This window comes from Embleya sp. NPDC050493, assembly GCF_044458105.1.
Classification (GTDB): Bacteria; Actinomycetota; Actinomycetes; order Streptomycetales; family Streptomycetaceae; genus Embleya.
This window is the reverse complement of sequence record NZ_JBITHP010000012.1, coordinates 89793-114516: the sequence shown is the minus strand read 5'-3', so window position 1 is coordinate 114516 and position 24724 is coordinate 89793. Positions and strand designations below refer to the sequence as shown.

The following is a 24724-nucleotide window of genomic DNA, read 5'->3' as shown; positions in this document are numbered from 1 at the left end:
CGGTGTGATGTCCGCCGCCGTCTCGGCTCCTACCTTGGAAAACGGCGCCGATCCCGGCACCGAGCACCGAGGACCAACCGCGGGCGTTCGCGCACCACGCACCGCGACCGCGTAATCGTTGGGCACACCCCGAGGACCCGCCATGACGCTCACCACCGCCCGCCACGTCCCCACCCGCGCCCGTCGTGCCCACCCCGCACTGCACCGATTCGCACCCAATTCGGCGCGGGAGGCCGCTCGACGCTCGGCCTACGCGCTGATCGCGCTCCCGCTGGGCCTGCTGAGCATCGGCCTCGTGCTGACCGGCCGGTCGTCCCGCGCGGCCCGACTCCGACTCGCGGCGGCGCGCCGGTTCCTGGACCCGGGGTTGGGCGTGGCCGCCGGCAGGAACGCCCCCGGTGCGCTGCGGGTGCTGCGCTACGCCCTGCTCGATACCGCACTCGGCATCCCGACGCTGCTCCTGGCCGGGTACGCGTACGGCAACACGCTCCGCAACCTGACCTACCCGATCTGGTACGGCAGCACCGACTATTCCGACGCGTGGGGCGGGCCGACCCTGGCCGGGGTCTGGGCCGTGCACTCGATCGGCGGGCTCGCCTTCTTCGCGGTGTGCCTGTGCCTGATCAAGGTGCTCACCGACGTACAGGCGAGGCCGGCCCGCCGCGCGTTCGGTCCGTCGGCCTGATCCGCGCATCCGCCACCCGTACGCCCGTACCCGCACCCGTACTCGCACGCCGATACGTCCGTACCCGCACGCCCGTTCGCCCCGCCGCGGAGAGCGCCATGACCACCACCCTTGCCCGGCCCGGTCAATCGGGCCCTCCGGGCATACCATCACCAACCGTGGAGACCGTTCGACCCTCGATCGTCCTGGCCACGCTGCGCGAGGCGATGTCGCCGAACTCGGTGGCCCCGCTGCCGCACACCCGCCGCACGACGTTGGTGTTGTCGCTGACCGCGCTGGCGGTCGCCGTGGTCGGGTGGTTCGACCTGTACCAGCACTACGACCCGCACGGCCCCGGCGTGACCGTCGCCGCCCTCGCCCGCGCGGTCCCGGTCCTGCTGTGCCTGTATCGCCCGCTGGGGGCCTGGTGGTTGGCCCTGGCCGCGGCAATCGCGACGGCGGTGCCGACCCATCCGGTGTCCGACGCCGAGCCGTGGCCGTGGGCGGTGACCACGGTGATGTCCCTGGTCGTGGTGCTGACCGTGATCGCGCTGCGGGCGCCGCGCCGCGTACTGGTCGCCCTGTGGCTGATCCTCCTCGCGGCCGGCACGACCCTGGTGCTGATCCGTGGCCCGGTCCGGCTCAGCGATCTGTTGCCGATCACGATCCTGTCCGCGCTGGCCCCGCTCACCGCCGAGGCGATCGGCAGCCGAAGTGCCGCCCAGCGCCGCCTGGTCGTGGTCGAGGAGATCGGCCAGGCCGAACACGCCCGGCGTACCCTCCTGGAGGAACGCACTCGGATCGCCCGCGAGTTGCACGACGTGGTGGCCCATCACATGTCGGTGATCACCGTGCAGGCGGACAGTGCGCCGTATCGGATCGCCGACCTCCCGCCCGCCGCCGTAGACGAGTTCGGCTCGATCGCGGCCGAGGCGCGCCGCTCGCTCACCGAGATGCGACGCCTGCTGCACGTGCTGCGCCAGGACGCGGACGCCGGCGCCGAGCACAGCCCGCAACCGGGCCTGGCCGAACTGCCCGTACTGATCGAGACCGCGCACCGGGCAGGCCTCGACGCACACCTGTCCGTCGCGGACGGCGTGCCCTCGCCCGACCGGGTACCGGTGGGTGTGCAGCTCTCCGCGTACCGGCTGGTCCAGGAGTCGCTGAGCAACGTGGTCCGACACGCGCCGGGCGCAACGGTACGGGTCACCGTGACCGGGGACACCTCTGCGCTGCGGATCACCGTCCTCAACTCCGCCCCCAAGGCACCCGGAACGCCCGGAACACTCGGAACGCCGGGAGCCCCGGGAACGGTAAAAGCCGCAGGCCCCACAGGAGCCCTCCGCAGACCCGTCGAGGCCCACGACCGCACCGCAGGCACCGAACCGGACGGCACCGGCCAGGGTCTGATCGGCATGCGCGAGCGGGTCGCGATGCTGGCCGGCGAGTTGCGCACCGAGGCGCTGCCCGACGGCGGCTTCCGGGTCGCTGCCATGCTTCCCCTACCACCGGCCGACGCGACACCGGCCCCGACCACCCCCGGAGCGGCATGACCACCCTAGTGATCGCCGACGACCAGGCAATGATCCGCGCCGGCTTCGCCGCTCTGCTCGCGGCGCAGCCGGATCTGGAGGTGGTCGGCGAGGCGGCCGACGGCCGCGAGGCCGTGCGGCTGACCCGGGAGACCCGGCCCGACGTGGTCCTGATGGACGTTCGCATGCCGATCCTGGACGGCCTGGCCGCGACCCGCGAACTGCTCGGCGAGAAGGGCGGGTTCGACCGGGTGCCGAAGGTGTTGATGCTGACCACGTTCGACATCGACGACTACGTGTACGAGGCGCTGCGGGCGGGCGCGAGCGGATTCCTGCTCAAGGACGCCTCGCCGGCCGACCTGATCGCCGCGGTCCGCATCGTCGCGGCCGGCGACGCACTGCTCGCGCCCTCGATCACCCGCCGGCTGATCGCCGATTTCGCCCGCAACCGGCCGATCACCCGCGCGGGTTCGACCCGCCTGGGCACCCTCACCCCGCGCGAGACCGAGGTCCTCGGGCTGATCGCACAGGGCCGCTCCAACGGCGAGATCGCCGCCCATCTCGTACTCGCCGAGCAGACGGTGAAGACCCACGTGAGCCGCATCCTGGACAAGCTCGACCTGCGCGACCGCGCCCAGGCGGTGGTCTTCGCCTACGAGAGCGGCCTGGTCACCCCGGGCACACCGTCGTAGGCCTCCGAACACCCAGGGCGCTCCCTCGCGGGACTCCCGCCGATCCGGACCCTCTCGACGCAGGACTCCGAACAACCCGAGCACCGCAGGCCGGTCGACCAGCCCCGCCCCGCCCCCGCCGCGGAGTCGCTCCGTCGGCGCACCCGGGCAGCCCGGAGCAGGCCCACCGAAGCCGATACCGACACCGACACCGACGCCCCCGCGTCGGCGCCGGTGTCAGCGCCGCGCGGGTACCCGCGCCGGCATCGGCATTCCGCGCAGCCGCCCCGGGTCAGTCCGTGGGCAATCCCAGCAGCTTTGCGAGCTCCGGGTCGACCGGCCCGGTCGGACCGACCAGGTCCTGGTTCTCGGGCCGAGCCAGGCGGGTGGGGTCGGCGAGGATGTTGATCTCGACGATCTTGTCGCCGACGATGGTGAAGTCCATCACCCCGAACGCGCGGCCACCCGGCGCGTTCAGCAGGCCCGGCGCGCCGTTGATCAGCACGGGTCGGGCGTACTGCGCGAAGCGGGCGAAGCTCAGCGCCTGCTCGACCACCGCGCGGGCACCGCGAACCAGTTGCGACACGCCGATCGGGCCGCCACCGGTGTCGGCGCGGAGCAGGACGTCGGGGTCGAGCAGGTCCAGCAGCGCCTGGAAGTCGCCGCCCCGGGAGGCGGCGAGGAACGCGTCCACGACCCGGCGCTGGCGGGGCAGATCCGGCTCGGGCGCGGCCGAGGCCCCCTGTACCTTGCGCCGCGCCCGGCTGGCGAGTTGCCGGGTCGCCGCGGTCGACTTGTCCACGATCGGCGCGATGTCGTCGAACGGCATCGCGAACATGTCGTGCAGCACGAAGGCGAGTCGTTCGGCGGGCGGGAGCGTGTCCAGCACGACCAGCATGGCCAGTCCGACGGAGTCGGCGAGTACCGCGAGTTCCTCGGGGTCGGCCCCGTCCGCGCGGGAGAGGATCGGGTCCGGCACGTGGGTGTCCCACATGTCCTCGCGCCGGGACTTGCGCGAGCGCAGCATGTCCAGGCACACCCGCCCGACCACCGTGGTCAGCCAGCCGCCGAGGTTGTGCACATCGCTGATGTCGGAGCGATCCAGGCGCAGCCAGGCCTCCTGGACCGCGTCCTCGGCCTCGCTGAGCGAGCCGAGCATGCGATACGCCACCGCCCGCAGGTGGCTCCGGTTCTCCTCGAACCGTTCGGCCAGCAATTCGTGCTCCGTCATCGTTCGTTTCTCCCGTTCCCGTTCCCGCGGCGCTGTGACCGGCGGTTTCCAGACGATATGACACCCGGAATCCACCACCCCGACGCCCCGCCCACGGCCTGCGCCGACCGGGCTTCACCCGCACGGCCCGCCGGCCGCGTCGGTGGTGAGGGACTTCCCGCCGATCCACCCGCAGAGCTGTCCCCGGGGCCGAACCCCTGGTTGCATGGGCGCGGCAACCGGGATCAAGGAGGCGAGTGCGTGCCCAGGCCACGGCGGAACATGCCCGTGCGGCGTGGCGCGCTACCGCCGACCGTCCTCGCCCTGCTCGCCGCCGTCTGCTGCGCGGCCTGCGGCGACACCGCGGCCGCGGCTCAGGATCGGGAGATCACCGGTTATACGGACGGCATCGTGTCCGCCACGGCCGGCCGGCAGGACTGGCCGGCCGCCTTCGAGTTGGCCGTCGGCGTGACCACCGCGCCCGAACGGCCCCGGGTCACCGATCGCCTGCCGCAGGTGGGCACCGCCCCACAGGGTGCGACGTTCGTCCTGATCGGTCTGCACGCCGCACTGCGCCCGACCGCTGCCGGCGGCGCATCGGGCTGCACCTTCGCCTACGGTCAAAAGCTCGCCGACGAGGTGGTGCTGCGCCTCCCGGACGGCCGCCGCGTCCCGGTCCTGAACGCCTCCCCGCAGCCGAATCCCTACCTCGCCTCGGTCGAACTCGCGTTCCAGGTCCCCAGGTCCTTCCGCACCGGCACCCTCGACCTGACCCCGACCGGCACCCTGCACGCGACCTGCCCCACCGGCCCGACCGACGTCCCGCTCACCTTCCCCACCCACCACTTCACCCTCACGACCGACTGAACCGAACCCGACGGCCCGAGCCGAACCCAACGGCCCGAGCCGCAACGAGCGGACCGAACCGAGCGGGCCCGTCCCGGTCGACCTCACCCGATCCACACCAGATTGATCACGCTCACCATCACCCGGTTCTCCTGCACGATGTACGTGGCGAACCCGTGCGCCGCGAACGCCGCCTCCAGCGTGTCCCTGAGGCCCCCGCTCATCCGCGCCCCCGCATTCCACGGGTCGTTCCGCAACCGCCGCTCCAGTTCGGCCCAGGCCCGGCGCGCGGTGGCCGGCAGGGTGCGCCGGATCGCCTCGGCCTCGACGTGGTACTCGACGCCGTAGTTCACCGCTGCGCCCGGAACAACCGGTCCACCCGCGCCGGAACGATCCCCGACAGATCGCCGTCCCGAATCCGCCGGGCCCGCTCCAACACGGCCTCGTAGTCCCCGTTGCGGTGGTGGACCAGCCGCCGCTGCCACGGGATCAGCACGCTCGCCAGCTGGGCCAGATCCCCCGCCTCACGCGCATGGTCCAGCGCCCGGCCGTACTCGTCCTCGAACTCCTCCCGCGCCCCATCCGGCAGTTCGGCACGCAACTGCCCCGGCGTGGGCCACAGCGCGCCGCCGGTATGGATGGTCACGTCCGGGGCGGATGGATCACGAGGTGCGGTCATGCGCCCAAGCGTCGCACCACGCATCCGCCCGACACCGAGGCACGCCGAAAATCGCCGCCGCCGACACCGCCGGCGTCACCCGGACACGGCCTGGACGGCGCCGCTGCGCAACCTGCACGACTTCGACGCGGCCGGCGGGCCCGGCTTCAGCCGCCCGAACCGCTCACATCCTCGACTTCTGCCAGGCCGTGCGCAGCGCCTCCAACTCGCGGCGCGGGAACGGCCGTCGCCAATCGGCGTACCAGCCGTCCTCGCCGAGGTCGAAGTCCACCCGGTCGAAGCCGCGCAGCACGCTTCGCGCAAGCAGCTCGATCGGGTGGCGCGCCTCCCACAACACGTCGCCGGGCCGGGTGCGCACCGCCGCGTCGGCGTATTCGACGATCCGCACGTCCACCGCGTCGCCGTCCGGACTCAGGTGCCACAGATAGCCGTTCGGTTCGGCCTCGAACATCACCTTGTGGTCGCCCGGTTCGCCGAGCGCGAGTCGGGTCACCGCGCCGATCAGCTCCTCGGGGGCACAGGTGATGTAGGAGACGACCAACTGCGCCTCCCCGGAGATGTCGGCGATGGTGCAGTCGGCCCAGCCGGAACCCGACAGGGTCCAGGTGAACCACAGCGATCCCTTCATTCCGGACATGTTGCCGGCCGACCCGAGCCGCAGCCCTGGTGCAGCCCTAGGATCGCCGGATGGACCGCACGAATCTCACCCGGCCGGGCGGTGACTGGGATGCGCTGCGCCTGGACGTGCCCGAGTCGGCGCGGCCGTCGCTGCGCCTGCTGGCGGCGCACAACCGCAGATTCGTACTGGTCGACGCCTCGGTTGAGGGCGCTCCCGACCCCGACGCACCACCGCTGCTGCTCGCCGAGGTCGACGCCGGCTGGTTCGGCGTGGACTACCGCTGTCCCACCCCGTACCGCTCCCCGTTCGCCCCGCTGCGCGCCGCCGAGGCACGCGCCCTGGGCACTCCGAACGACCCTGCCTGGTATGCCCGTTGGGCACATCGCATGGCGGACGAGCTGAGCCGGACCGGGCCGCTGTACGGGGGTGCGTGGCTGCTGTCGCGGGACATGGATCGCACCCGGCTGCGCTTCCCGGAGTTCGCCCTGCCGACGCTGCCCACCTGGCCCGAGGGGCACATCGACTTCAACGCACACACCTACCACTACTGGGAGATCCTGCCGCTGCGCCCGCTCGCGTCGGCCGAGCACGGACGGGTCAAGGCGTATCGCAAGCAGGTCCGGGACGGTTCGCTGCCGCCGGTCCTGGTCTGGTGGATCAGCATGTTCCAGACGCACGTGGTCCTCGACGGCCACGACCGGCTCGCCGCGTCGCTCGCCGAGGGCCGGGTGCCGCCGCTGCTGGTGCTCTCCCGCCCGACGGAACACGACGCCTACGTGGCAGGCCCGGTGGGCGGCTACGAGCAACGCATGGCCGCGATCGCCGGGGTTCCCGAAGGCGCCGTCGGGAACGCGATACGCGACGCGAGCCGGCAACTCGCCCGGGACCTGCACCGGTTGCGCGAGGGCTACGGCCTGACCCGGGCCTGGCCGCTCAAGGGCGGCGTCCCCGCGTGGCAGCACCTGGTCGAGCGGTACGCCCCCGACTGGACACGCTGAAGCGCGGCACACCGCTCGACTCCGGGTCGACCCGGTCCGTACCGCCACGGATCCGCACACAAGAGAACCCCCTCTCCCCTCCCTTCCCCCCAACCGCATCCTGCACTAACGTGCGCCCACACCCACGACCCGACCACCCCCAATCCACCCCACCCACCGCTCGAAGACAACCGCCCGCACCTCGAACCACCGGTCCACCAACCCCAATCCATCCCACCCGACGCTCAAGGAAACCCGTCCGCACAACACCCCAACCCGCACCTCGAACCACCGGTCCACCAACCCCAAGCAGCCCGTCCGGCGTTTGAGGACAAAAAAGCCTCCACCCCCAGACCGCACCCACCCGCGAAAACCACCAAAAATCCCACCAGCAAAGCGCAGCGAACCCGCACGGAGGACCCCATGGCATCGACCCTCACAGGCGCCAAGATCGTCGTCACCGGAGTCACCGGCCAAGTCGCCGAACCGGTCGCCAAGATCCTCGCCCGGGACAACGACGTGTACGGCGCAGCCCGTTTCCACGACGACGAGGCCCGCGAGCGCCTGGAGGCCGCAGGCGTCACGTGCGTTCGGATCGACCTGGCCGCCGGCGACGTCGCGGCGCTGCCCGCCGACGCCGACTACGTGGTCAACTTCGCCGTCGCCAAGAACGGCGACTGGAACGTGGACCTGGACGCGAATGCGGGAGGCGTCCTGTCCCTGATGGAACACCACCAAGCCGCCCGGGCGTTCCTGCACTGCTCCTCCACGGCGGTGTACCAGCCCGCCGGCCACAAGGAGCTCGCCGAGAGCGCGTCGCTCGGCGACAACCACGGCGTGTGGTCGTTCCTGGAGACGTACAGCATCTGCAAGATCGCGGCCGAGGGCGCCGCCCGCTGGGGTGCCCGCCGCTTCGCGCTGCCGACCACGATCGCGCGCCTGTCGGTGCCCTACGGCGACAACGGCGGCTGGCCCGGGATCCACCTGGAGATGATGCTGGGCGGCGCACCGATCGACGTGCACACCAACGCGCCGAGCATCTACCACCCGATCCACGTGGACGACATCGCCGGCACCCTCCCCGCACTGTTCGCCGCGGCCACGCCCGAGGTCACCACGGTAAACTGGGGTGGCAGCGACCCGGTGAGCATCGAGGAGTGGTGCGGCTATCTGGCCGAACTCACCGGTGTCACACCCGAGTTCAACCCCACGGACACGACCATCGACTCGGTCACGCTGGACCTGACCCGGATGCACGAGATCACCGGCCGCACCACCGTGCACTGGCGGGACGGCATGCGCCGGATGGTCGGGGCGCTGCACCCGGAACTGCTCAAGTAGCCCGCCCGCCCTCCGCGTTCGACCCGGCCCCGCTCCCGGGGAACGCATGCTCGGTGACCGGCCCGAGTACCTCGAAGCCCAGCTTCCGGTACACGGGCTCACCCGCCGCCGAGGCCTGCAACACCGCGACGGGGTACCCCTCGTCGACCGCCGTGTCCAGCGCGGCCCGGGTCAGGGCCGCGCCGTATCCGCGCTGCCGGTGCGCGGCGAGCGTCGCGATGTTGTACACACCCGCGACGCCGGCGTGCGGGAAGACCTCGGCGGTGGCCACCGGCCGATCCGCCACGTACCCCACCAGGTAACGCGCGGCGGACCCGAGCGCGGCCTCCGCGGTCAGTTCGGCGAACCGTACGACGTCCTGCGCGGACGGCGTCCAGAGCGCGGCGAGCACCCCGGCGAAGTCGAGCAGCCCCGCGCGCGTGCGCACCGGCTCGATCCGCAACCCGGCCGGGAGCGCGGCCTCGGCGGGCGTGGTCCGACTCCACCGTGTCCACATCGCCACCTCGGTGTCGCCGACCGGCAGGCCGTGCGCCACCAGGTGCTCGGCCAGATCCGTCGGCCGCGACCCCTGCGTGACCCACCACGAGAACGGCCGTCCGGTCGCCGCGACCCGGCGCATCGTGCGCTCGACGACCGGCCCCACCGTCTCGGCGGTCAGCCGCGCGCCCGCGACGATGTTGTACGAGTCGTGCCCCAGGCCGCTGTCCGCGACGACCACGCCGTCGTCCTCGTCCACCCGCATCCCGGGGGTGCTCCGGTGCACGTGGCATGCGTGCTCGGCGAGATTGCGGTCCATCGCTTCGATCGGTGCGGCCATCCGGCCATTCTCACCGGGCCCCGGCTCCCGCCCAACCTCATTCGACGCCGAACACGTGCACGACGTGCGGGGTGTCCGCGAGGGTGTGCGGCGCGAACGCGTGGTAGGCCCACACATGCACCCAGGCGTTCCCGGTCCGCACCGTCAGCACCGTCTTGAACATGCCCGGCAGGAAGTAGGTGAAGAGCAGGAAAACCACCGAGAGCACCGCGTCGCCGGGAGTGTCGAACACCGTCCACGCGTCCCACACGTGCAGCACCGCGTACATCAGCCCGCCCAGGATCACCGTGCTCGCCACCGAACCGGTCAACCGCATGAAGCGCGGCACCAGGATCGCGTGGATGAACACCATCGCCGGCAACACCGCGCCGGCCAGGTACAGCACGAACGTCAACGGCACCCCGATCGCCAACTGCCGGGCGCCCAGGTCGAAGATCTCCGGCCGCAGCGCGAAGTACTGCACCACCGCCTCGATCGCGAGCACCACCCCGATCACCCGCGCGTCCGAGCGTCGATCGGTGGAGACCAGGCCGAGGTCCTCGGCGCGGTAGCGGGAGCGGAAGTACACGAGCGGGACGACGGCGTAGACGATCACGTTGTAGTGCGCCCAGGCGATCGCCTCGGCCGGCGAGACGTGCTCGTGCGTGCCGTACAGGGTCCCGGCCAGGTGCAGCCCGAAGGGATGCCAGCCGAACAGCGGTGCCACCGCGTAGCCGAGCGCCAGGGCCGCCGCGCCGTAGCCGAGCAGCAGCAGCGTCTCGCGCAGCGCGACGGTACGCTCCGGCGCCCGTTCGGCCAGGTCGGGCCTGATCCGGCGCCGGGTCAGCCACCACACCACGCAGCTCAGCAGCAGGATCTCCGGCATCACCAGGTGCACGTCGATCAGCGTGCGGCTCACCGACGGGGCGCCGGTGCCCCGGTCGGGCCAGTCGAACGGCAACGCGTCGCCGGCCGTGGCGAGTACCACGATCACCGCCGCGAGCCAGGCCAGGACGGTCAGTTGCACGCTGCGCCGACCGAGGAGCCGGCGGGGCGTGGAGGTGCGAGCCGCAGCGAAAGTGCGGCGCGAGGGAGTGCGGGTCGAGGACATGGCGACCTTCCCGGGCGGATTTCCGGCACACGTTTTATGGCACAGTCGTACTACTTCACGCACGCTAACACACCTGTGCTATAAAAGCGCCATGCCGAAGCTGGTCGATCCCGAGGAACGTCGGCGCGAACTCGCCGAGGCCGTCTGGCGCGTGATCCGCCGCGACGGACTCGAACATGCCTCGGTGCGCAACGTGGCCCGCGAGGCGAACCTGTCGATGGGTTCGCTGCGGCACTACTTCGCCTCGCAGGACGACCTGCTCACCTTTGCCCTGCGGCTGATCATCGATCGCATCGAGGCCCGGATCGCCGCGCTGCCGCCGCTGGGCGACCCGCGCGCGCGAGCCGAGCAGGTGCTCGCCGAACTGCTGCCGCTGGACGCCGAACGCCGCGCCGAGAACGAGGTCTGGTTGGCGTTCACCGCCCGGTCCCTGGTGCACCCCGAGTTGAGCGCGCTGCGCGACGAGGGCTACGAGACGCTGCGTTCGGGCTGCGCCGGTCTGATCCGCGCCCTGCTCCCGGCCGGCACACCCGAGCCCGCGCTCGACCTGGAAACCGACCGGCTGCACGCCCTCCTCGACGGCCTCGCGGTCCACGCCGCGATGCGCCCCGCCCTGGTCGGCTCGGACCGGATGCGCTCGATCGTCGCCGCCCACCTGGACGCGCTGACCGCGCCCCCGGGGTGCACCGAGCCGCCGGATGCCCGGTGACGGCGCGGCGCAACCCGTCGCCCCGTGTTCATCTGCGTCGGGTTCCCAATGTCGCCTTCGCACGGGAGCATGGAGGGCAACTGCCCTGGAGGTAGGTAGGGAGGAGCACCATGGACGGACTCGTCGTGCTCGCCGTCTCAGCGTGTCTGCTCGGCCTGACCGTACTCCTGGTGGTGCGTTCGCTCGGTCGTCGTGACCTCAGCACCGCGCCCAGGGACCTGCTGCGCGAGGACCGACTCACCGATCTCGACGAGACCGCGTGGGTGCAGGACACCGAATGGCCCCGACAGGCGGACCGGCGAACCGCGCCGGACCCGCACACCTGTCGCTGACCGTCCGGATCCGGCCGGCTTCGGCTCGACGCCGCCGCGGCGGCCCGAAGCCGGCCGGATCCGACTACGGCACCTCCGGCAACTCGCGGCGCGTCTTCGCATGCGGCGTCGGCGCATCCGGTGACTCGGGCGGTTCCGCGTCCGCGGCCACCACCTGGGCTCGGGCCCGGTCGATCCGGCGATGCCAGCGGGCCACACCCGGATCGCTGTCCGGGTCGGCGGAGCGGGCCAGCGCGACACCGTAGCCCAACTGGGCGCGCTGCAATCGGCTCTGCGCCCGGGCCGCCTTGCGACCGTGTTCGCGCCGGGCCGCCTCCACCGCTTCCTTACGCGTCTTGTTCGAGGCGAGCGCGGCGAGTTCGCGCAGTGGCAGCAAATCCGGCTCGTCGCCCACCGCGTGCGCGAACCAGCGGTACTCCTGCCGGGCGGCGAGCCGGTAGACGAAGCTCGCGATGGCGAGCACGACCAGCCCGTTGAGCACGATCTGCACGATGGTCAGGTACCAGTCGGTGCGCTCCAGGACGATCTCCAGGATCGGCGAGTTGTTCACGAAGTGCAGGGCCCACGCGACCGCGTACAGCGCGCCGGCCGCCGCGAGCCGAACCGCGAGCCGCCGCCGGACACCGACCACCACGTACGCCACGCCCGCGCCGGTCATCGCGGTGAACGCCGCGTGGCTCCACAGCCCGTTGACGATCGCCCGGACGAAGAAGCTGGCCATGATCCCGCCGGTCCAGGTCTCGCCCGCCTGGATCGCCGCGTACAGCGCGTACATCACGTTCTCGACCACCTGGAACCCGAGGCCGACCAGCGCGCCGAAGACGAAGCCGTCGAGCACGCTCTCGAAGACCCGGCGGTTGATCAGGATCAGCATCACCACGCCGAGCAGCTTGAGCGTCTCCTCGACCACCGGCGCCGAGATCGAGGCACCCCAGTCGGTGGCGAACTTGGGATCCAGCTTGGACAGATAGCTGAGCACGTTGTCGTTGGCCACGAGCGCGAACCCGGTCGCCACCACGCCGCCCCACAGCACCGCGGCCACGCAGAACGACAGCGGCTCGCGCTCGAACAGGTCCAGGTGGGTGATCACGGCAAGCGCCGGGATCAACCACAGCGTGTGGATCACCACGCTCAGCACGATCGCGCCGGAGGGCGCGGCCGAGGACAGCCGGACGAAGTTGGGCACCACGCTCGCGGCGCCGAGCGCGAGCACGATCGGATACAGCCAGAACGCGGCACGCCCGGGCTGCACGATGCTGCCCGCGTCCCGCCGGCCCCGGCGATCGGTCAGCGGAGCCACACTCACGAGTCGACCACCTCCACCGAATCCACCATGGTCACCACGTCGTCGGCGATCGCCTCGGTCAGCGGCGCGGTGTGCCGGGCGGTGAGCGAGATCCCCAGACCCTGGCCGCCGCCGACCAGGACGGTGAGCGTGCCGGCCACGGTGTTCCCGCTGATCGGCGCGACCAGGCCGGTGAGCCCGCGTGCGGTGGCCACCGTGGCCGGGTCGCCGCCGATCCGTCCGCGCCCGGTCGCCTCGTAACGACGCGCCGCCGCCCTGAACGCGCCCGCGGCCGAGGACTGCCGGCCCAGCGGGGTCAGTCGGTACGTGGTCGCGCCCTTGACCAGCACGCTGACCAGATCGGCCTGCGAGGCACCCCGGTCGATCTGCCAACCCGGCGCCGGCCGATAGCGGAAGGGTCCCAGCGTGACCACCTGGCCGGCCCGCACCGGCGCGGCGCCGACGACGGAGCGGTTGAGCAGGTACGGAATCGCGATCAGGAACAACATCACGAGCGCCACCACGACCGTCGCGCGCAGTCCGTGCGTACGCGGAATCGGCCCCGACCTCGAACTCGGACTCGAATCCGGGGAGGGGGGTCGCGGGACAGGCGTGGTGAAGGACAAGCGCGAACTCCTGGTTGCGGCCGACGGCGTCCTCGCCGGTACCCTCGCCGTCGCCGAAAGTCACTCGTGGCTCGACCGAAGGGGTGACTCGGTCACGGTAAAATCACGAAAACGCTGTTTTCGTCCCGCCGATCGATGGACGGCTGTTACAGAGCCGTCGAGTGACCGTTTCGATGCCCGGTTAAGGTCGTTTTTGTCAACAGCACCCCCTGACGCCTGCCGGAGCCCTTCCCTTGAACTCCCTTTCCGCACGCCGTCGTCGCGCGACGGCGCTGCTCGGTGCCGTACTCGTCGCGGTGACCGCGTCCGCGTGCGGCTCGTCCGGCGATTCGGCGGCCGAACACGCCAAGTCCACGGCGGCACCGTCGCAGTCCGGCGGCGCGGCGAGCCCGCCCGCCAAGCCCGCCGCGCCGACCAAGGCCGTGATGCCGACCGGTCCCACGACGAACTTCACGACCGCCACGACCACCTCGGTCGGGCCGATCCTGATGACCTCGTACACGGGCCCCAAGTCGGGGGTCACCGGCAAGGTGTGGGTGTGGCTGCCGCCGGAGTACAACGACCCGGCCTTCGCGAAGCACGGTTTCCCGGTGCTCACGCTCTACGCGGGTGGCCAGAGCAACGGCTACAACACCTGGACCGACAACCAGTTGCCGATCCAGCAGGAGGCCGTACGCCAGAGCCGGGCCGGCACGAGTCATCCGTTCATCATGGTGATGCCGGTGCAGAACCTGGAGAAGGACGAGAAGCGCAGCCTCGAATGCAGTGACATCCCGGGACAGCCGAAGATGGGCACCTGGATGGCTCAGGACATCCCCGACCTGGTCAAGGCCAACTTCCGCACGCTGCGCGACCCGGCCGGGTGGGGGGTGATGGGTGCCTCCACCGGCGCGTTCTGCAGCATCAAGCTCGCGCTCCAGCACCCGGACCGGTTCAAGGTCGCGGTGCCGATCGACGGCTACTTCAACCCGGACTCCCCGCTGTGGAAGGGCCACGAGGCCGAGCGGCTCGCCAACAGCCCGGACAAGCTGATCGCCGCGGGCAAGGCGGACATCGACGTGCTCGCGACCGCGGGCGGCGGGGACGCGGCCGAGGTCCGCCTGGTCAAGGCCTTCGTCGCGAAGGCAGCCCCACCCGTACGCATCGAGTACTACGAGCAGCCCGCCGGCAGGCATCTGACGTCGCACTTCAAGAAGATGATCCCGGATCTGCTCGGCTGGCTCGGCCGACACATGTCCCCGCCCACCGCCGACTGACCGTGTCCGGATCGTCGCTGAATCCCCCTGGAAGACCACAGTGAGCCTGACCGGTACTCCCTTCTACATAACGACCATCGTGCTCGCCATCGCGGCCCTCGTGCTGGCTCTGGTCGCATGGAACCGCATCCCCGGGCCGAAGGCGGTCAGGATCGTCGGACGGCTGTTCATGCTCGTCACGTGCCAGGCGACGGCCATCCTGATGGTCTTCGTGATGGTCAACAACGCGAACAGCCTCTACGACACCTGGGACGACTTCCTGGGCACCGGTGGCGGCCACGTGACCGAGGCCCGCGAACCGGCTCCGCCGCCGGCGCCCGAGCAGAAGCTGATCAGCAAGTTCGAGCCCGCCTCCGACGGCAAGATGGGCGACGGCGTCCAGGAGACCAACCTCAAGGGCCCGCAGTCGGCCGTCGAGGCCGAGGTCTACGTGTGGCTGCCGCCGCAGTACAAGGACCCGGCGTTCGCGGACAAGAAGTTCCCCGTCGTCGAACTGCTGCCCGGCTACCCCGGCTCGGCCAAGGCCTGGTTCGGCACGCTGGACGTCAACAAGCAGCTCAAGAGCCTGATGGCCAAGGGTGAGGTGGCACCGTTCATCCTGGTCTCGCCGCGGACCAAGCTGCTCGCGGGCAACGAGGACACCGGCTGCGCGGACGTGCCGGGCAAGGCCAACGCGGACACCTGGATCTCCGGCGACGTGCGCCGCATGGTGATCGACAACTTCCGCGCCGAGACCGACCCCAAGCACTGGGCCATCGCGGGCTACTCGGCCGGCGGCCACTGCGCCGTCCGGATGGCGCTGCTGCACCCGGACCGCTACGGCGCGGGCGTGAGCCTGTCCGGCTACAACGACCCCAAGGGCGAGTCCGACTCGGTCACGTCCAAGGACCCGGCCCTGCGCGTCTCGGCGAACCCGCTGACCATCCTCAAGGGCGCACCCCAGCCCCCCAAGGTCGCCCTGTACCTGGCCGGCGAGAAGGGCGACGGCTACGGCGACGCCCAAGCCCTCAAGGCCCTCGCCAAACCCCCCACAGCCATCACCCTCGCCGAAATCAACGGCGGCGGCCACGGCACCGACGTCTGGCGCCGAATGGTCCCCGACGTCTTCCGCTGGCTCACCAAAACAATGACCTGACCCCACCACCCCAGTCCCCACAACCACACTCAGCCCGGCCGGCGCCTGAGGCCAAGCAGCCCGTGCGGCGCTTGAGCACACTCAGCCCGGCCGGCGCCTGAGGCCAATTCAGCCCGGCCGGCGCTTGAGGCCACCCCAGCCCGACCAACGCCCAAGGTCAGCCGAACACCCCATCAGCCCGGCCGGCGCTTGAGGCCGATTCAGCCCGGCCGGCGCTTGAGGCCACCCCAGCCCGACCAACGCCCAAGGTCAGCCGAACACCCCATCAGCCCGGCCCGCGCCTGAGGCCAATTCAGCCCGGCCCGCGCCTGAGGCCAACCCGGCCACCTCCCGAACGTGCCCCCTCGCCCCCTCCGCAAGGAGCGAGTGCAGGGACAGAAACACCTTCCGAGCCTCGACCGCATTCCAATCCGCAGGCAACAACTCCGCCGGCAGCCCCGGATCCAGATACGGCAACCGCCGCCATTGCGTCAACATCGGCACGTACGTGCGAAACGCGTCGACCGTATCCACCACTGGCCGCCCCACGAGTTCGGCGGCGGCCGGACCGTACTCGTCGGTGAACAGCGCGTACTGCTCCTCGATCGCCTCGAAGTCCCACCAGTCCCCGACCGCGGAGCCCAACTCCGCGAATGCCGCATCGCCCGTGAACAGGTGTACGTAGTCCGCGAGTTCGACCCGAACCAGGGTGCGCCGAGCATCCTCCAGCAGCCGGGCCGGCGCGATCCACACCCCCGGCGACACATTGCCGAAGCCCAGCCACGTCAGCCGCGACCGCAGTTGGTGGCGGTGCGCGCGCTCGGACTCGGGCACCGAGAAGATCGCCAGCACCCAGCCGTCCTCCAGCCGCGCCGGCTCCAGGTTGCCGAAGATCCGCCGATCGCCCTCGTCGAAGATCGACTCCATCGCCGGACTGAGCCGATACCCGGTGCCGTCCCGCCGCTCCTGGGTGAGCGTGCCGCGCTTCTTCAGCCGCGAGATCGCCGATCGCACCGCAGGCGCGTCCACGCCGAGTTCGCCCATCAGCACGATCAGGTCGGCGATCGAGATCCACCCGCCGAGACCACGCACGAACGCGCCGTACACGGTGTTGATCAACGAGCTGGGCCGGGCCGGGGTCTCCGCCATGGTCGCCTTCCTCGCGGAGTCTGGTTCGCCGGCGATCCTATCCGGGAGCCGGCCCCGCCTCGGCTACCGGCGTACCCCGCGCCGCACGCCGGCGCAGTTCGCCGCGCCGCAGCTTGCCCGTGTCGGTGCGCGGCAGCTCGGACACGAACTCGACCAGCCGCGGGTACTTGTACGGCGCCATGGTCTGCTTCACGAATGTCTGGAGCGCACGCGCCGTGGCCTCGTCCGCGACCACCCCGGGGTGCAGCACCACGTATGCCTTGACCACCATCCCGCGCCGCTCGTCGGCCGCCCCGACCACCCCGCACTCGGCCACGTCCGGGTGGGCGCACAGCACCGCCTCCACCTCGGGGCCGGCGATGTTGTAGCCGGACGAGACGATCATGTCGTCGCTGCGGGCCTGGTACCAGAGGTAGCCGTCGGCGTCGCGGATGTAGGTGTCGCCGGTGATGTTCCAGCCGTCCCGCACGTAGTCGAACTGCCGCGGATCGTCGAGGTAACGGCAGCCGGTCGGGCCCTTGACCGCGAGCTGCCCGGGCGTACCGTCCGGGACCGGCTTGCCGTCCGACCCCAGCACCGCGGCGCGGTAGCCGGGCACCGGCAGCCCGGTCGCCCCCGGGCGGATCGCGTCGTCGGCGGCGGAGACGAACACGTGCAACATCTCGGTCGCACCGATCCCGTCGATGATTCGCGTCCCGATCGCGTCGTGATACGCCTGCCACACGCCGACCGGCAACGCCTCGCCGGCCGACACGCAGCGCCGCACGCCCGCGAGCAGGTCGACGAGCCCGGCGCCGAGGATGGACCGATAGGCGGTCGGCGCGGTGAACAGTACGGTGACCCGCCGCTCGGCCACGACGGCGGCGAGCTCCTCGGGGGTGGCCCGCTCCAGGAGCAGCGTGGCCGCGCCCGCCCGCAGCGGGAACACCACCAGCCCGCCGAGGCCGAAGGTGAAGCCCAGCGGCGGGGTCCCGGTGAACAGGTCGGTGGGCTCGGGGCGGACGACGTGCGCGGAGAAGGTGTCGGCGATGGCGAGTACGTCCCGGTGGAAGTGCATCGTGGCCTTCGGCCGACCGGTCGTCCCGGACGTGAACGCGATCAGCGCGACGTCGTCGCACGCGGTGTCCACCGCCTCGTACCCGGTGCTCTTCGCGGCGCAGCGGGCGGGCAGCGTGTCCTCGCCGGGCCCGCCGTAGGTCAGTACACGCAGGCCGGGGGTCCGCGCCGCGTCGAGTTCGGCGGTGAAGCGGTGGTCGCACAGTGCGGCGGTGGGCCGGGCGATCTCGTGGATGGCGTCGAGTTCGTGGGCGCGCAGCAGCGGCATGGTGGTCACCACGACCGCGCCGGCTTTCAGCGCGCCGAACCAGCTCGCGACCAGCCAGGGGTTGTTGGGGCCGCGCAACAGGACCCGGTTGCCGGGCACCACGCCCAGGTCCTCGGTCAGCACGTGTGCGACCTGGTTGGCCCGGGTGAGCAGGTCGCCGTAGGTCCAGGTCTCGTCGGCGGTGAGCAGGCAGCGCCGGTGCGCCCCGTGGCGCGCGATGGTGTCGTCGAGCAGCGCGACGGCGCAGTTGAGCCGGTCCGGATAGCGCACTTCCGGCAGCTCGAAGATCAGCTCGGGCCACTGCTCGACCGGCGGCAGCCGATCCCGGGAGAACGTGTCGACGTGTGCGGAGGGACGGAGCTGCATGGCCGGCACCTCATCATCCTGTTGCCATCGTGACGACAGTCAACGGTACGCGACATCCACCCTCGAGGACATCCCCTCGCCCCGGCGGGCGGCGGGCGGCAGGCAGCAGGCGCCAGGGGGCCGTCAGTCGGCGGTGCCGTCGACCACCAGCACCGTGCCCCGGCCGATCGCGCAGACCGTCTCGCCGCCGTCGGCGCCCCGCATGATCAGGTCGCAGTCGCAGACCGCCTGCCGGCGACCGGCATGCACGATCCGTGCCTCCGCGCGCAACACGGCACCGAGCGCCGGCCGCAGGTACTGAACGGACACGCTGCCGGTCAGCACGGCCGAGCCGAGGGTGCTGCCGGCCGCGAAGGTGATCGCGTTGTCGGCCGCGTAGGCGAGCACGCCGCCGTGCAAGTAGCCGTTCTGTTGCCGGAGTTCGTCGCGGACGTCGACCTCCAGGGTGGCCCGCCCACCGCCGAACTCGGTGATCCTGGCCCCGACGAGTCGGCTGAACGGCTGGGCGGCGAGCACGGATCGGGCGAAGTCGAGCGCCTCGGAGCCGGTCGGCTGGTCGGTGGGGGTCTCGGTCATCGCGGTATCACCTTTCGCTCGGGAAACAGGCCCGGTGGGGAGCGGATACGGGCAGGTGATCATCGAACCAGAGTCCGAATCACCGCGGCCGGGGCCGGTGTGCACAATCGGGGCATGTTCGAACTACTGCCGGGCGTGGGCGTGGTGTTGCCGCGCGGCGCCGGCATGCTGCGCTTCGGGATGAGCGAGCAGCAGGCCCAATGGGCACTGTCCACGGTGGTGGACGTGCGCCCCTACTGGTCGTGCGCCGGCACGCGCCTGGTCGACGACGGCCACCGGGAGTTCTGGAGCTTCGGCGGCCGATCGGGCACCCTGCGCATCGACGTGACCGGCTCCGAGCACGGGTGCCGCACGATCGTCTTCGAACGCGAGCCCGGCACCGAGACGGATCCGGTCGTCTGGCGGGACGTCGACCTGTTCGGTTATCCCGCCGCCGAGGTCGAGGCGGCACTGCCGACGACGGCGGTACGCGCGGAACTCGGGCTGATCCTGGACCCGGAGCCGACGATCGGCGCGGGCCGGATGGCGCGGGCGCGACTGACCGTCGAGGGCGTGTCGGCATACCGGAACCGCTGACCCCGCCGGATGCGGTTCGTCACACGGTGACGTCATGGCGAAATTGGACAGCTTCCCTTACCGTAGGCGCGCGTTTCGGCCCCGGCCGGCGCGCGGTGGATCCGCCCCCGCCGTGGCCGCGGCCGGCACCGAAGCCTCGGCCCCGAAGAAGGAGAGCGACGTCATGGCGCGGAACAAGCTGGGTGTGGCGATCGTGGGAACCGGTTTCGGGTGCATCACCCACCTGCCCGCCTTCCGGGACGCGGGCTTCGAGGTACGGGCACTGGTCGGCCGGGACCCGGTGCGTACCGCCGAGCGGGCCGAGCGCTTCGGGGTGCCGTACGCGTTCACCGACCTCGACGCGGCGCTCGCCCTGGACGGCGTGGACGCGGTGACCGTGGCCACGCCGCCGCACACGCACGCCGAGATCGTGCTCGCGGCGGTCGCGGCGGGCAAGCACGTGGTGTGCGAGAAGCCGTTCGCGAGCGACGCGAACGAGGCGGCGCGGATGTTGGCGGCGGCGCAGCAGGCCGGCGTCGTGCACATGCTGGGCACCGAGTTCCGCTGGCAGTCCTCGCAAGCCCTGCTCGCGCGGCTGATCGCGGCCGGCGCGATCGGCGAACCCCGGCTCGCCACCTGGTTGTTGCACATCCCGGTCCTGACCGGACCGGCCGCCGAGGTGCCCGCGTGGTGGGGTCGGGCCGAGGAGGGCGGCGGCTGGTTGGGGGCGCACGCCTCGCACTGGATCGACCAGATCCGGCACACGCTCGGCGAGTTCGCGGGCGTCAGCGCGGGCCTGCCACTGGTCGCGGACCGGCCGGGGCAGACCGCCGAGGACACCTTCAACGTCCGCTTCCGCACGGTGACCGGGGTCGAGGGCACGCTGCAAAGCTCCGCCGGGATCTACGGGCCGCCGCTGATGACCACGCGCGTGGCCGGCACCCACGGCACGGCCTGGGTCGAGTTCGACGACGTCTGGCTCGCCGACGCCTCCGGCGACCGCCGCGTGGAAACCCCCGCCGACCTGGTCAACCCGGACCCGATCGCGCCCCCGTCCGACCTGATGCACACCGCCTACGACCTGCTCCACTCGATGGGCATCGACCGCGCGCCGTACACCCGCCTCGCCGCCGCGTTCGCCGCCCTGATCGACGGCGACCCCGCCGCCGAGACCCCCCGGCACGCCACCTTCGCCGACGGCGTCGCCGGCCAACGCGTCCTCGACGCCATCCGCGCCTCCGCCGCCGCCGGCGGTCAGTGGGTCCCGTGCACCCGGTAGTCGAGGAATTCGGCGCGCCGGGCCGGGCCGTTGCCCCGGAAACGGCTCAGACGACCACGACTCGGCGCCCGCGCGTGTGGCCGGCTCGGCTGTCGATGTGCGCCGCCGCGGCCTCGGCGAGCGTGTAGGACTTCTCGACCGGGATGTGGAGCTTTCCCCGCGAGATGAGGTCGGTGGCCTCGGCGAGCGCGTCCGGCACGCTCCCGGCCGTGCCGGAGAACCGCACGCCGAACTCCGGCGCGCCGAGATCGGCGATGGAGACCACCTTCCGCGGGTCCCCGGTCAGCTCGACCAACTCGCGGATCACACCCGAGCCGGCCAGGTCCAGGGCCGCGTCGACCCGGCCGAGCCCGCGCACCCGCTCGACCCACCCCTCGCCGTACGTCGTGGCGAGGGCGCCCAGGCCACGCAGGTAGTCCTGGTTCGGGGCCCCGGCCGTGCCGATCACCGTGATGCCGCGGTCCCGGGCGATCTGTAGGACCGCCGATCCGACTCCCCCGGACGCACCGCTGACCAGCAGCGTCTGCCCGGGCTGCACGCCCACCTCACGGATGATGCGCAGCGCGGTCTCCACCACGGAGGGGTACCCCGCGGCCTCTTCGAACGTCAGGCCCTCGGGCATCCGCGCCCAGGCCGACAGCACGGCGAACTCGGCATAGGTGCTCGAACCTTCGCCGAACACGTGGTCGCCGACCTCGACCCCGTCGACGCCCTCGCCGACCTCGTCCACCACCCCGGCTGCGTCCAGCCCGACACCGGCGGGCAATTCGATCGGATGGGCCTTCAAAACCTGGCCTTCACGGACCCGCCAGTCGACGGGGTTCACACCCGCCGCCCGCACGGCTATGCGTACTTGGCCGGGGCCCGCGTGGGGCTCCTCGGCGTCTTCGAGGCGCAGCACGTCCGGACCGCCGAACTCGGCGAAGCTCACTTTCTTCATGCGTCGGACCGTAACACTAACGGTTAGCGTTTAACAACGGTTACGCATTCGCATCTGATAGCGTCAGGTCATGACCGTGCCGCCCGGACGCCGCGAACGCAAGAAGGCCGCGACCCGCCAGAAGATCGCCGACACCGCCCTGCGGCTCTTCCTGGAACGCGGGTACGACGCGGTGGGCATCCGGGACGTGGCCGCCGAGGCCGACGTGGCCGTCACCACGCTCTTCTCCCACTTCGCCTCGAAAGAGGCGCTGGTGTTCGAGCAGGACGAAGACTTCGAACAAGGTCTCATCCGGGCGGTCACCGGCCGGGCGCCGCACGAGCCGCTCATCCCCGCACTGCGCGGCGAGATCCGGGCCCTGGTGGACCATTGCACGGGGGACGGCGCCGCCCCGATCTGGCGCATGATCGACGAATCACCCGGCCTGCGGGAGTACGAGGAGTCGATGCGGCTGCGGCACGCGGAGTCGCTGGCAACGGCCATCGCCGCCGACCTCGACCTGCCGCGGACCACCACGGCCTGCCGGACGATCGCCAGGTTCGTGATCGACGCCTATTCACTGGCCCGCGAGGCGGCCGATCCGCAGGCCGCGGTGGACGAGATCTTCCGGATGATCGAGGCGTCCTGGGAGGTCGGCCGCCCCTCACCACGTGCGTGAGAAGCCGTTGCTGCGGATCGCCCCCTTCCGCTTTCCGGAATCCTTAATTCCGGAAAACGGAAATTCGATAACCCCACCCGGCCGGCCGGGGCCGAAACGGTCCGGTGTATCATCGGGAATTCCGGCATCGACGCGCGACACTTACACGTGTCAATGGAAAAACCTCGGTCTATTTCCGGTCGATCATCCGCCGGGCAAATATCCGACGCCGACTCCCGCTCATCCGCCCGAAAAGAATGCAATACGGGGCAGCGGGGTCCGGCATTTTCGCGCCGGCGCTCCATCGACCGGGAATACCGGCACCGGAACCGGCACAAACGGCCAAGGCCCGAGCCGGCCGAGCGATGGCCCGACAGCGGCCCGTCGGTGGCCGAATCCCATCACCTCGACCATCGGGTTGCTTGAGAGATCGATCCTCCCCGGCCATCCTCTGAGCCACCCGAACGCCAACCCCGGGTATGGCGACGGGCATCCCGACGGAGGCTGAAAATGATCAAGAAGATCGCCGGCGTACTCGCCGCGTGCGCGCTCCTGCTGCTCGCCATTCCACAGTCCGCGTCCGCCATGGTCATTCCGAATCATTTCTCGCGCATGCTCATCGGATCCAACTGGAAATGCCTGGATGCCGATGCCAACAACCTCAATACGAACGGCGCCACCGTCCAGCAGTGGCAGTGCATCGGCAATCCGGCCAACAGCACCACCCCGAACAATCAACTCTGGCTCGCCGTGCCGCAGAACAACGGCAGCGCGGCGTACAGCCTCGTGGTCGGCGGCACCGGGTTCAAGTGCCTGCAGGCGATGGGTACCGGAGAATTTTCCCCGGTCCGACTGTGGGACTGCAACGTCGGCACCTCCCAGGCATGGATCCCGATCAACGTCAACGCGTGGTTCAACCCGACCTCCGGACGGTGTCTGGAGGCCGACCCCAACCAGAACTACAACGGCGGTGCGATGTACATCGCGACCTGCCGGATCGCCGACAACAAGCCGGTCCTGAGCCAGACCTTCGGCTTCCTCGACTAACCCACCCGCGGTGCACGACACGGTGCGCATCGGCAACCCCGGTGCGCACCACACCCATCGCACCACGCGCGACAACGCACCGCAACGAGCCCCCCGAAACCGACCACCAGCCCCACTCGACCCCCGGAACGCCGCGACCCGCAGGGTCGATCAGCGCCTCCGCACCGATTCGTCGAAGTGGTCCAGCAGTGCGGCGACATACTCCTCCAGGCGCCCGGCCACGAGGGTCGAGGTCAGGTCGGGTCGACCCGCCTCGCGCCACGGGACGGCGATCTTCCCCGCGTCGGGGGCGTAGCCGAGCGCGTCGAGCAGGCGCCAGTACAGGTGGGCGGCGGGGTCCTCGGCGAGCCGACCGCCGGCCGCGGCATAGGCGGCGGCGAAGCTCATCCCGGCGGCCGGCCCGTGCAGCAGGGCCAGGGCGGTCGAGCAGTGCGCGACGTCCAGATCGGCCGGCCCCCATGAGGTCTCCACCCAGTCGACCACGCCGGTGACCCGGGTGTGCGCACCCTCGCCGGTGAAAAGCACGTTGCCCGGGTGGAAGTCGCGATGCAGGAAGCACCCACGATACGGCGGCGGTTCGCGCCGAATCAGGTCGATCGCACGCCGCCAGAGCTCGGGTCGCCCGGAATCCTCGGGTACGCGCACGCCCTCGGGGGCGGCCCACGCCTGATAGTCGCGAGGTCGATCGCGATCGTCGACCACGACCGCGTGCACGGCGACGAGTTGGCGGGCGAGCGGCCCGATCCGCTCGTCGGCACCGTCGTCGCCCAGCCGAATCCCGCCCGGGAGCAACGACATCAGCAGGGACGGATGATCGCAGTGCTCGCCACGCGGGTCCACGGCCAGGCACGTCGCGGCCGGAATGTCGGTGTCGGCAAGCAGCCCGAGGATCGTCGCCTCACGGTCCAGCAGGCCCTCCGCATGCGCCAGAAAGAACGGCTTCACGAACGACCGCAGCACCAGCGGCCGTTCACCCCCGGGCCCGACCACCCGCAATCGCCGCATCACCGAGGTCCAGCCCCCGATCAGCCGCTCGCCCCCCACCACCCGCTCCCCCGAGGCCAACCCCGCCTCGACCCACAC

Annotated in this window: 27 protein-coding genes; 14 read left to right on the top strand and 13 right to left on the bottom strand. The window is 71.3% G+C overall.

Annotated elements, in window-relative coordinates; translation table 11 throughout:
- Positions 1 to 142: 142 nt before the first annotated feature.
- The 3 genes from ACIBM5_RS23550 to ACIBM5_RS23540 all read left to right on the top strand — a co-directional run bounded on the left by ACIBM5_RS23550 (position 143) and on the right by ACIBM5_RS23540 (position 2888).
- On the top strand, positions 143 to 685 hold the full coding sequence (locus ACIBM5_RS23550) for a hypothetical protein (protein ID WP_396008615.1): 543 nt from the start codon (positions 143 to 145) through the stop codon (positions 683 to 685).
- A gap of 158 nt (positions 686 to 843) precedes the next feature.
- Positions 844 to 2217, top strand: a complete 1374-nt coding sequence (locus ACIBM5_RS23545) for a sensor histidine kinase (protein WP_396008614.1) — start codon at positions 844 to 846, stop codon at positions 2215 to 2217.
- Entirely contained in the window at positions 2214 to 2888 is a 675-nt protein-coding gene (locus tag ACIBM5_RS23540; RefSeq protein WP_396008613.1) for a response regulator, read from the top strand. The genes ACIBM5_RS23545 and ACIBM5_RS23540 overlap by 4 nt, the downstream gene beginning before the upstream one ends.
- 271 nt (positions 2889 to 3159) lie before the next feature.
- Here the strand turns inward: ACIBM5_RS23540 and ACIBM5_RS23535 are convergent, their stop codons facing one another.
- Positions 3160 to 4098 (bottom strand): sigma-70 family RNA polymerase sigma factor, encoded by a 939-nt coding sequence (locus ACIBM5_RS23535; RefSeq protein ID WP_391587487.1) that lies wholly within the window; start codon positions 4096 to 4098, stop codon positions 3160 to 3162.
- 240 nt (positions 4099 to 4338) lie between these two features.
- On the opposite strand from ACIBM5_RS23535, the gene ACIBM5_RS23530 reads away from it, so the two are divergent.
- Positions 4339 to 4944 carry a hypothetical protein gene (locus ACIBM5_RS23530; RefSeq protein ID WP_396008612.1) on the top strand — a complete coding sequence of 202 codons (606 nt, stop codon included), beginning with the start codon at positions 4339 to 4341 and terminating at the stop codon, positions 4942 to 4944.
- A gap of 83 nt (positions 4945 to 5027) precedes the next feature.
- On the opposite strand, the gene ACIBM5_RS23525 is transcribed toward ACIBM5_RS23530, so the two are convergent.
- The 3 genes from ACIBM5_RS23525 to ACIBM5_RS23515 form a co-directional block, all read right to left on the bottom strand.
- Positions 5028 to 5276, bottom strand: coding sequence for a hypothetical protein (locus ACIBM5_RS23525; RefSeq protein ID WP_391587489.1), 249 nt, complete (start codon positions 5274 to 5276; stop codon positions 5028 to 5030).
- Positions 5273 to 5602 (bottom strand): DUF6247 family protein, encoded by a 330-nt coding sequence (locus tag ACIBM5_RS23520; protein WP_396008611.1) that lies wholly within the window; start codon positions 5600 to 5602, stop codon positions 5273 to 5275. The genes ACIBM5_RS23525 and ACIBM5_RS23520 overlap by 4 nt, the downstream gene beginning before the upstream one ends.
- 163 nt (positions 5603 to 5765) lie before the next feature.
- Complete coding sequence (locus tag ACIBM5_RS23515) at positions 5766 to 6230, bottom strand: hypothetical protein (protein WP_396008610.1); 465 nt, start codon at positions 6228 to 6230, stop codon at positions 5766 to 5768.
- Between the two features lie 59 nt (positions 6231 to 6289).
- On the opposite strand from ACIBM5_RS23515, the gene ACIBM5_RS23510 reads away from it, so the two are divergent.
- Both ACIBM5_RS23510 and ACIBM5_RS23505 read left to right on the top strand, forming a co-directional pair.
- Positions 6290 to 7219, top strand: a complete 930-nt coding sequence (locus tag ACIBM5_RS23510; protein ID WP_396008609.1) for a hypothetical protein — start codon at positions 6290 to 6292, stop codon at positions 7217 to 7219.
- Between the two features lie 402 nt (positions 7220 to 7621).
- Complete coding sequence (locus tag ACIBM5_RS23505) at positions 7622 to 8539, top strand: NAD-dependent epimerase/dehydratase family protein (protein WP_391587494.1); 918 nt, start codon at positions 7622 to 7624, stop codon at positions 8537 to 8539.
- On the opposite strand, the gene ACIBM5_RS23500 is transcribed toward ACIBM5_RS23505, so the two are convergent.
- Both ACIBM5_RS23500 and ACIBM5_RS23495 read right to left on the bottom strand, forming a co-directional pair.
- On the bottom strand, positions 8532 to 9356 hold the full coding sequence (locus tag ACIBM5_RS23500) for a GNAT family N-acetyltransferase (RefSeq protein WP_396008608.1): 825 nt from the start codon (positions 9354 to 9356) through the stop codon (positions 8532 to 8534). The two genes, ACIBM5_RS23505 and ACIBM5_RS23500, sit on opposite strands and share 8 nt — an antisense overlap.
- A 37-nt stretch (positions 9357 to 9393) precedes the next feature.
- Positions 9394 to 10446, bottom strand: coding sequence for a hypothetical protein (locus ACIBM5_RS23495; RefSeq protein ID WP_396008607.1), 1053 nt, complete (start codon positions 10444 to 10446; stop codon positions 9394 to 9396).
- A gap of 91 nt (positions 10447 to 10537) precedes the next feature.
- Here ACIBM5_RS23495 and ACIBM5_RS23490 point away from each other — a divergent pair, with 91 nt between their 5' ends.
- Both ACIBM5_RS23490 and ACIBM5_RS23485 read left to right on the top strand, forming a co-directional pair.
- A complete protein-coding gene (locus ACIBM5_RS23490) occupies positions 10538 to 11155 on the top strand; it encodes a TetR/AcrR family transcriptional regulator (RefSeq protein WP_396008606.1) in 618 nt (205 codons plus the stop codon).
- 110 nt (positions 11156 to 11265) lie between these two features.
- The gene (locus ACIBM5_RS23485; RefSeq protein ID WP_391587496.1) at positions 11266 to 11487 is read left to right on the top strand and encodes a hypothetical protein; all 222 of its coding nucleotides are present in this window, start codon (positions 11266 to 11268) and stop codon (positions 11485 to 11487) included.
- Between the two features lie 64 nt (positions 11488 to 11551).
- Here ACIBM5_RS23485 and ACIBM5_RS23480 read toward each other — a convergent pair whose 3' ends face one another.
- Both ACIBM5_RS23480 and ACIBM5_RS23475 read right to left on the bottom strand, forming a co-directional pair.
- A complete protein-coding gene (locus ACIBM5_RS23480) occupies positions 11552 to 12793 on the bottom strand; it encodes a PrsW family intramembrane metalloprotease (RefSeq protein WP_396008605.1) in 1242 nt (413 codons plus the stop codon).
- A complete protein-coding gene (locus tag ACIBM5_RS23475; protein WP_396008604.1) occupies positions 12790 to 13398 on the bottom strand; it encodes a hypothetical protein in 609 nt (202 codons plus the stop codon). Before ACIBM5_RS23475 ends, ACIBM5_RS23480 begins: the two co-directional genes overlap by 4 nt.
- 233 nt (positions 13399 to 13631) lie before the next feature.
- Here ACIBM5_RS23475 and ACIBM5_RS23470 point away from each other — a divergent pair, with 233 nt between their 5' ends.
- On the top strand, positions 13632 to 14654 hold the full coding sequence (locus ACIBM5_RS23470; protein ID WP_396008603.1) for an alpha/beta hydrolase: 1023 nt from the start codon (positions 13632 to 13634) through the stop codon (positions 14652 to 14654).
- Between the two features lie 40 nt (positions 14655 to 14694).
- Positions 14695 to 15789, top strand: a complete 1095-nt coding sequence (locus tag ACIBM5_RS23465) for an alpha/beta hydrolase (protein WP_396008602.1) — start codon at positions 14695 to 14697, stop codon at positions 15787 to 15789.
- Between the two features lie 249 nt (positions 15790 to 16038).
- On the opposite strand, the gene ACIBM5_RS23460 is transcribed toward ACIBM5_RS23465, so the two are convergent.
- The 3 genes from ACIBM5_RS23460 to ACIBM5_RS23450 form a co-directional block, all read right to left on the bottom strand.
- Positions 16039 to 16917, bottom strand: coding sequence for a PaaX family transcriptional regulator C-terminal domain-containing protein (locus tag ACIBM5_RS23460; protein WP_396008601.1), 879 nt, complete (start codon positions 16915 to 16917; stop codon positions 16039 to 16041).
- Between the two features lie 37 nt (positions 16918 to 16954).
- A complete protein-coding gene (locus ACIBM5_RS23455) occupies positions 16955 to 18607 on the bottom strand; it encodes an AMP-binding protein (protein ID WP_396008600.1) in 1653 nt (550 codons plus the stop codon).
- 123 nt (positions 18608 to 18730) lie between these two features.
- The gene (locus tag ACIBM5_RS23450; RefSeq protein ID WP_396008599.1) at positions 18731 to 19183 is read right to left on the bottom strand and encodes a PaaI family thioesterase; all 453 of its coding nucleotides are present in this window, start codon (positions 19181 to 19183) and stop codon (positions 18731 to 18733) included.
- 114 nt (positions 19184 to 19297) lie between these two features.
- Here ACIBM5_RS23450 and ACIBM5_RS23445 point away from each other — a divergent pair, with 114 nt between their 5' ends.
- Together ACIBM5_RS23445 and ACIBM5_RS23440 are read left to right on the top strand one after the other, a co-directional pair.
- Positions 19298 to 19759 (top strand): hypothetical protein, encoded by a 462-nt coding sequence (locus ACIBM5_RS23445; RefSeq protein WP_396008598.1) that lies wholly within the window; start codon positions 19298 to 19300, stop codon positions 19757 to 19759.
- Between the two features lie 163 nt (positions 19760 to 19922).
- Entirely contained in the window at positions 19923 to 21017 is a 1095-nt protein-coding gene (locus ACIBM5_RS23440; protein WP_396008597.1) for a Gfo/Idh/MocA family protein, read from the top strand.
- 46 nt (positions 21018 to 21063) lie between these two features.
- Here ACIBM5_RS23440 and ACIBM5_RS23435 read toward each other — a convergent pair whose 3' ends face one another.
- The gene (locus tag ACIBM5_RS23435) at positions 21064 to 21957 is read right to left on the bottom strand and encodes an NADP-dependent oxidoreductase (protein ID WP_396008596.1); all 894 of its coding nucleotides are present in this window, start codon (positions 21955 to 21957) and stop codon (positions 21064 to 21066) included.
- Positions 21958 to 22027: 70 nt separating this feature from the next.
- Here ACIBM5_RS23435 and ACIBM5_RS23430 point away from each other — a divergent pair, with 70 nt between their 5' ends.
- Together ACIBM5_RS23430 and ACIBM5_RS23425 are read left to right on the top strand one after the other, a co-directional pair.
- Positions 22028 to 22615 carry a TetR/AcrR family transcriptional regulator gene (locus ACIBM5_RS23430; RefSeq protein ID WP_396008595.1) on the top strand — a complete coding sequence of 196 codons (588 nt, stop codon included), beginning with the start codon at positions 22028 to 22030 and terminating at the stop codon, positions 22613 to 22615.
- Between the two features lie 489 nt (positions 22616 to 23104).
- Positions 23105 to 23641, top strand: coding sequence for an RICIN domain-containing protein (locus ACIBM5_RS23425; RefSeq protein WP_391587508.1), 537 nt, complete (start codon positions 23105 to 23107; stop codon positions 23639 to 23641).
- Positions 23642 to 23791: 150 nt separating this feature from the next.
- Here the strand turns inward: ACIBM5_RS23425 and ACIBM5_RS23420 are convergent, their stop codons facing one another.
- Positions 23792 to 24688, bottom strand: coding sequence for a phosphotransferase family protein (locus tag ACIBM5_RS23420; RefSeq protein ID WP_396008707.1), 897 nt, complete (start codon positions 24686 to 24688; stop codon positions 23792 to 23794).
- Between the last annotated feature and the right edge of the window lie 36 nt (positions 24689 to 24724).

Bases quoted from the DNA above. Each gene is read 5' to 3' on its own strand.
- ACIBM5_RS23515 (WP_396008610.1), bottom strand. From the start codon at position 6,230: ATGAAGGGATCGCTGTGGTTCACCTGGACCCTGTCGGGTTCCGGCTGG.
- ACIBM5_RS23435 (WP_396008596.1), bottom strand. From the start codon at position 21,957: ATGAAGAAAGTGAGCTTCGCCGAGTTCGGCGGTCCGGACGTGCTGCGC.
- ACIBM5_RS23495 (WP_396008607.1), bottom strand. From the start codon at position 10,446: ATGTCCTCGACCCGCACTCCCTCGCGCCGCACTTTCGCTGCGGCTCGC.
- ACIBM5_RS23540 (WP_396008613.1), top strand. From the start codon at position 2,214: ATGACCACCCTAGTGATCGCCGACGACCAGGCAATGATCCGCGCCGGC.
- ACIBM5_RS23485 (WP_391587496.1), top strand. From the start codon at position 11,266: ATGGACGGACTCGTCGTGCTCGCCGTCTCAGCGTGTCTGCTCGGCCTG.
- ACIBM5_RS23450 (WP_396008599.1), bottom strand. From the start codon at position 19,183: ATGACCGAGACCCCCACCGACCAGCCGACCGGCTCCGAGGCGCTCGAC.
- ACIBM5_RS23490 (WP_396008606.1), top strand. From the start codon at position 10,538: ATGCCGAAGCTGGTCGATCCCGAGGAACGTCGGCGCGAACTCGCCGAG.
- ACIBM5_RS23445 (WP_396008598.1), top strand. From the start codon at position 19,298: ATGTTCGAACTACTGCCGGGCGTGGGCGTGGTGTTGCCGCGCGGCGCC.
- ACIBM5_RS23500 (WP_396008608.1), bottom strand. From the start codon at position 9,356: ATGGCCGCACCGATCGAAGCGATGGACCGCAATCTCGCCGAGCACGCA.
- ACIBM5_RS23535 (WP_391587487.1), bottom strand. From the start codon at position 4,098: ATGACGGAGCACGAATTGCTGGCCGAACGGTTCGAGGAGAACCGGAGC.
- ACIBM5_RS23505 (WP_391587494.1), top strand. From the start codon at position 7,622: ATGGCATCGACCCTCACAGGCGCCAAGATCGTCGTCACCGGAGTCACC.
- ACIBM5_RS23510 (WP_396008609.1), top strand. From the start codon at position 6,290: ATGGACCGCACGAATCTCACCCGGCCGGGCGGTGACTGGGATGCGCTG.
- ACIBM5_RS23460 (WP_396008601.1), bottom strand. From the start codon at position 16,917: ATGGCGGAGACCCCGGCCCGGCCCAGCTCGTTGATCAACACCGTGTAC.
- ACIBM5_RS23520 (WP_396008611.1), bottom strand. From the start codon at position 5,602: ATGACCGCACCTCGTGATCCATCCGCCCCGGACGTGACCATCCATACC.
- ACIBM5_RS23430 (WP_396008595.1), top strand. From the start codon at position 22,028: ATGACCGTGCCGCCCGGACGCCGCGAACGCAAGAAGGCCGCGACCCGC.
- ACIBM5_RS23440 (WP_396008597.1), top strand. From the start codon at position 19,923: ATGGCGCGGAACAAGCTGGGTGTGGCGATCGTGGGAACCGGTTTCGGG.
- ACIBM5_RS23550 (WP_396008615.1), top strand. From the start codon at position 143: ATGACGCTCACCACCGCCCGCCACGTCCCCACCCGCGCCCGTCGTGCC.
- ACIBM5_RS23425 (WP_391587508.1), top strand. From the start codon at position 23,105: ATGATCAAGAAGATCGCCGGCGTACTCGCCGCGTGCGCGCTCCTGCTG.
- ACIBM5_RS23455 (WP_396008600.1), bottom strand. From the start codon at position 18,607: ATGCAGCTCCGTCCCTCCGCACACGTCGACACGTTCTCCCGGGATCGG.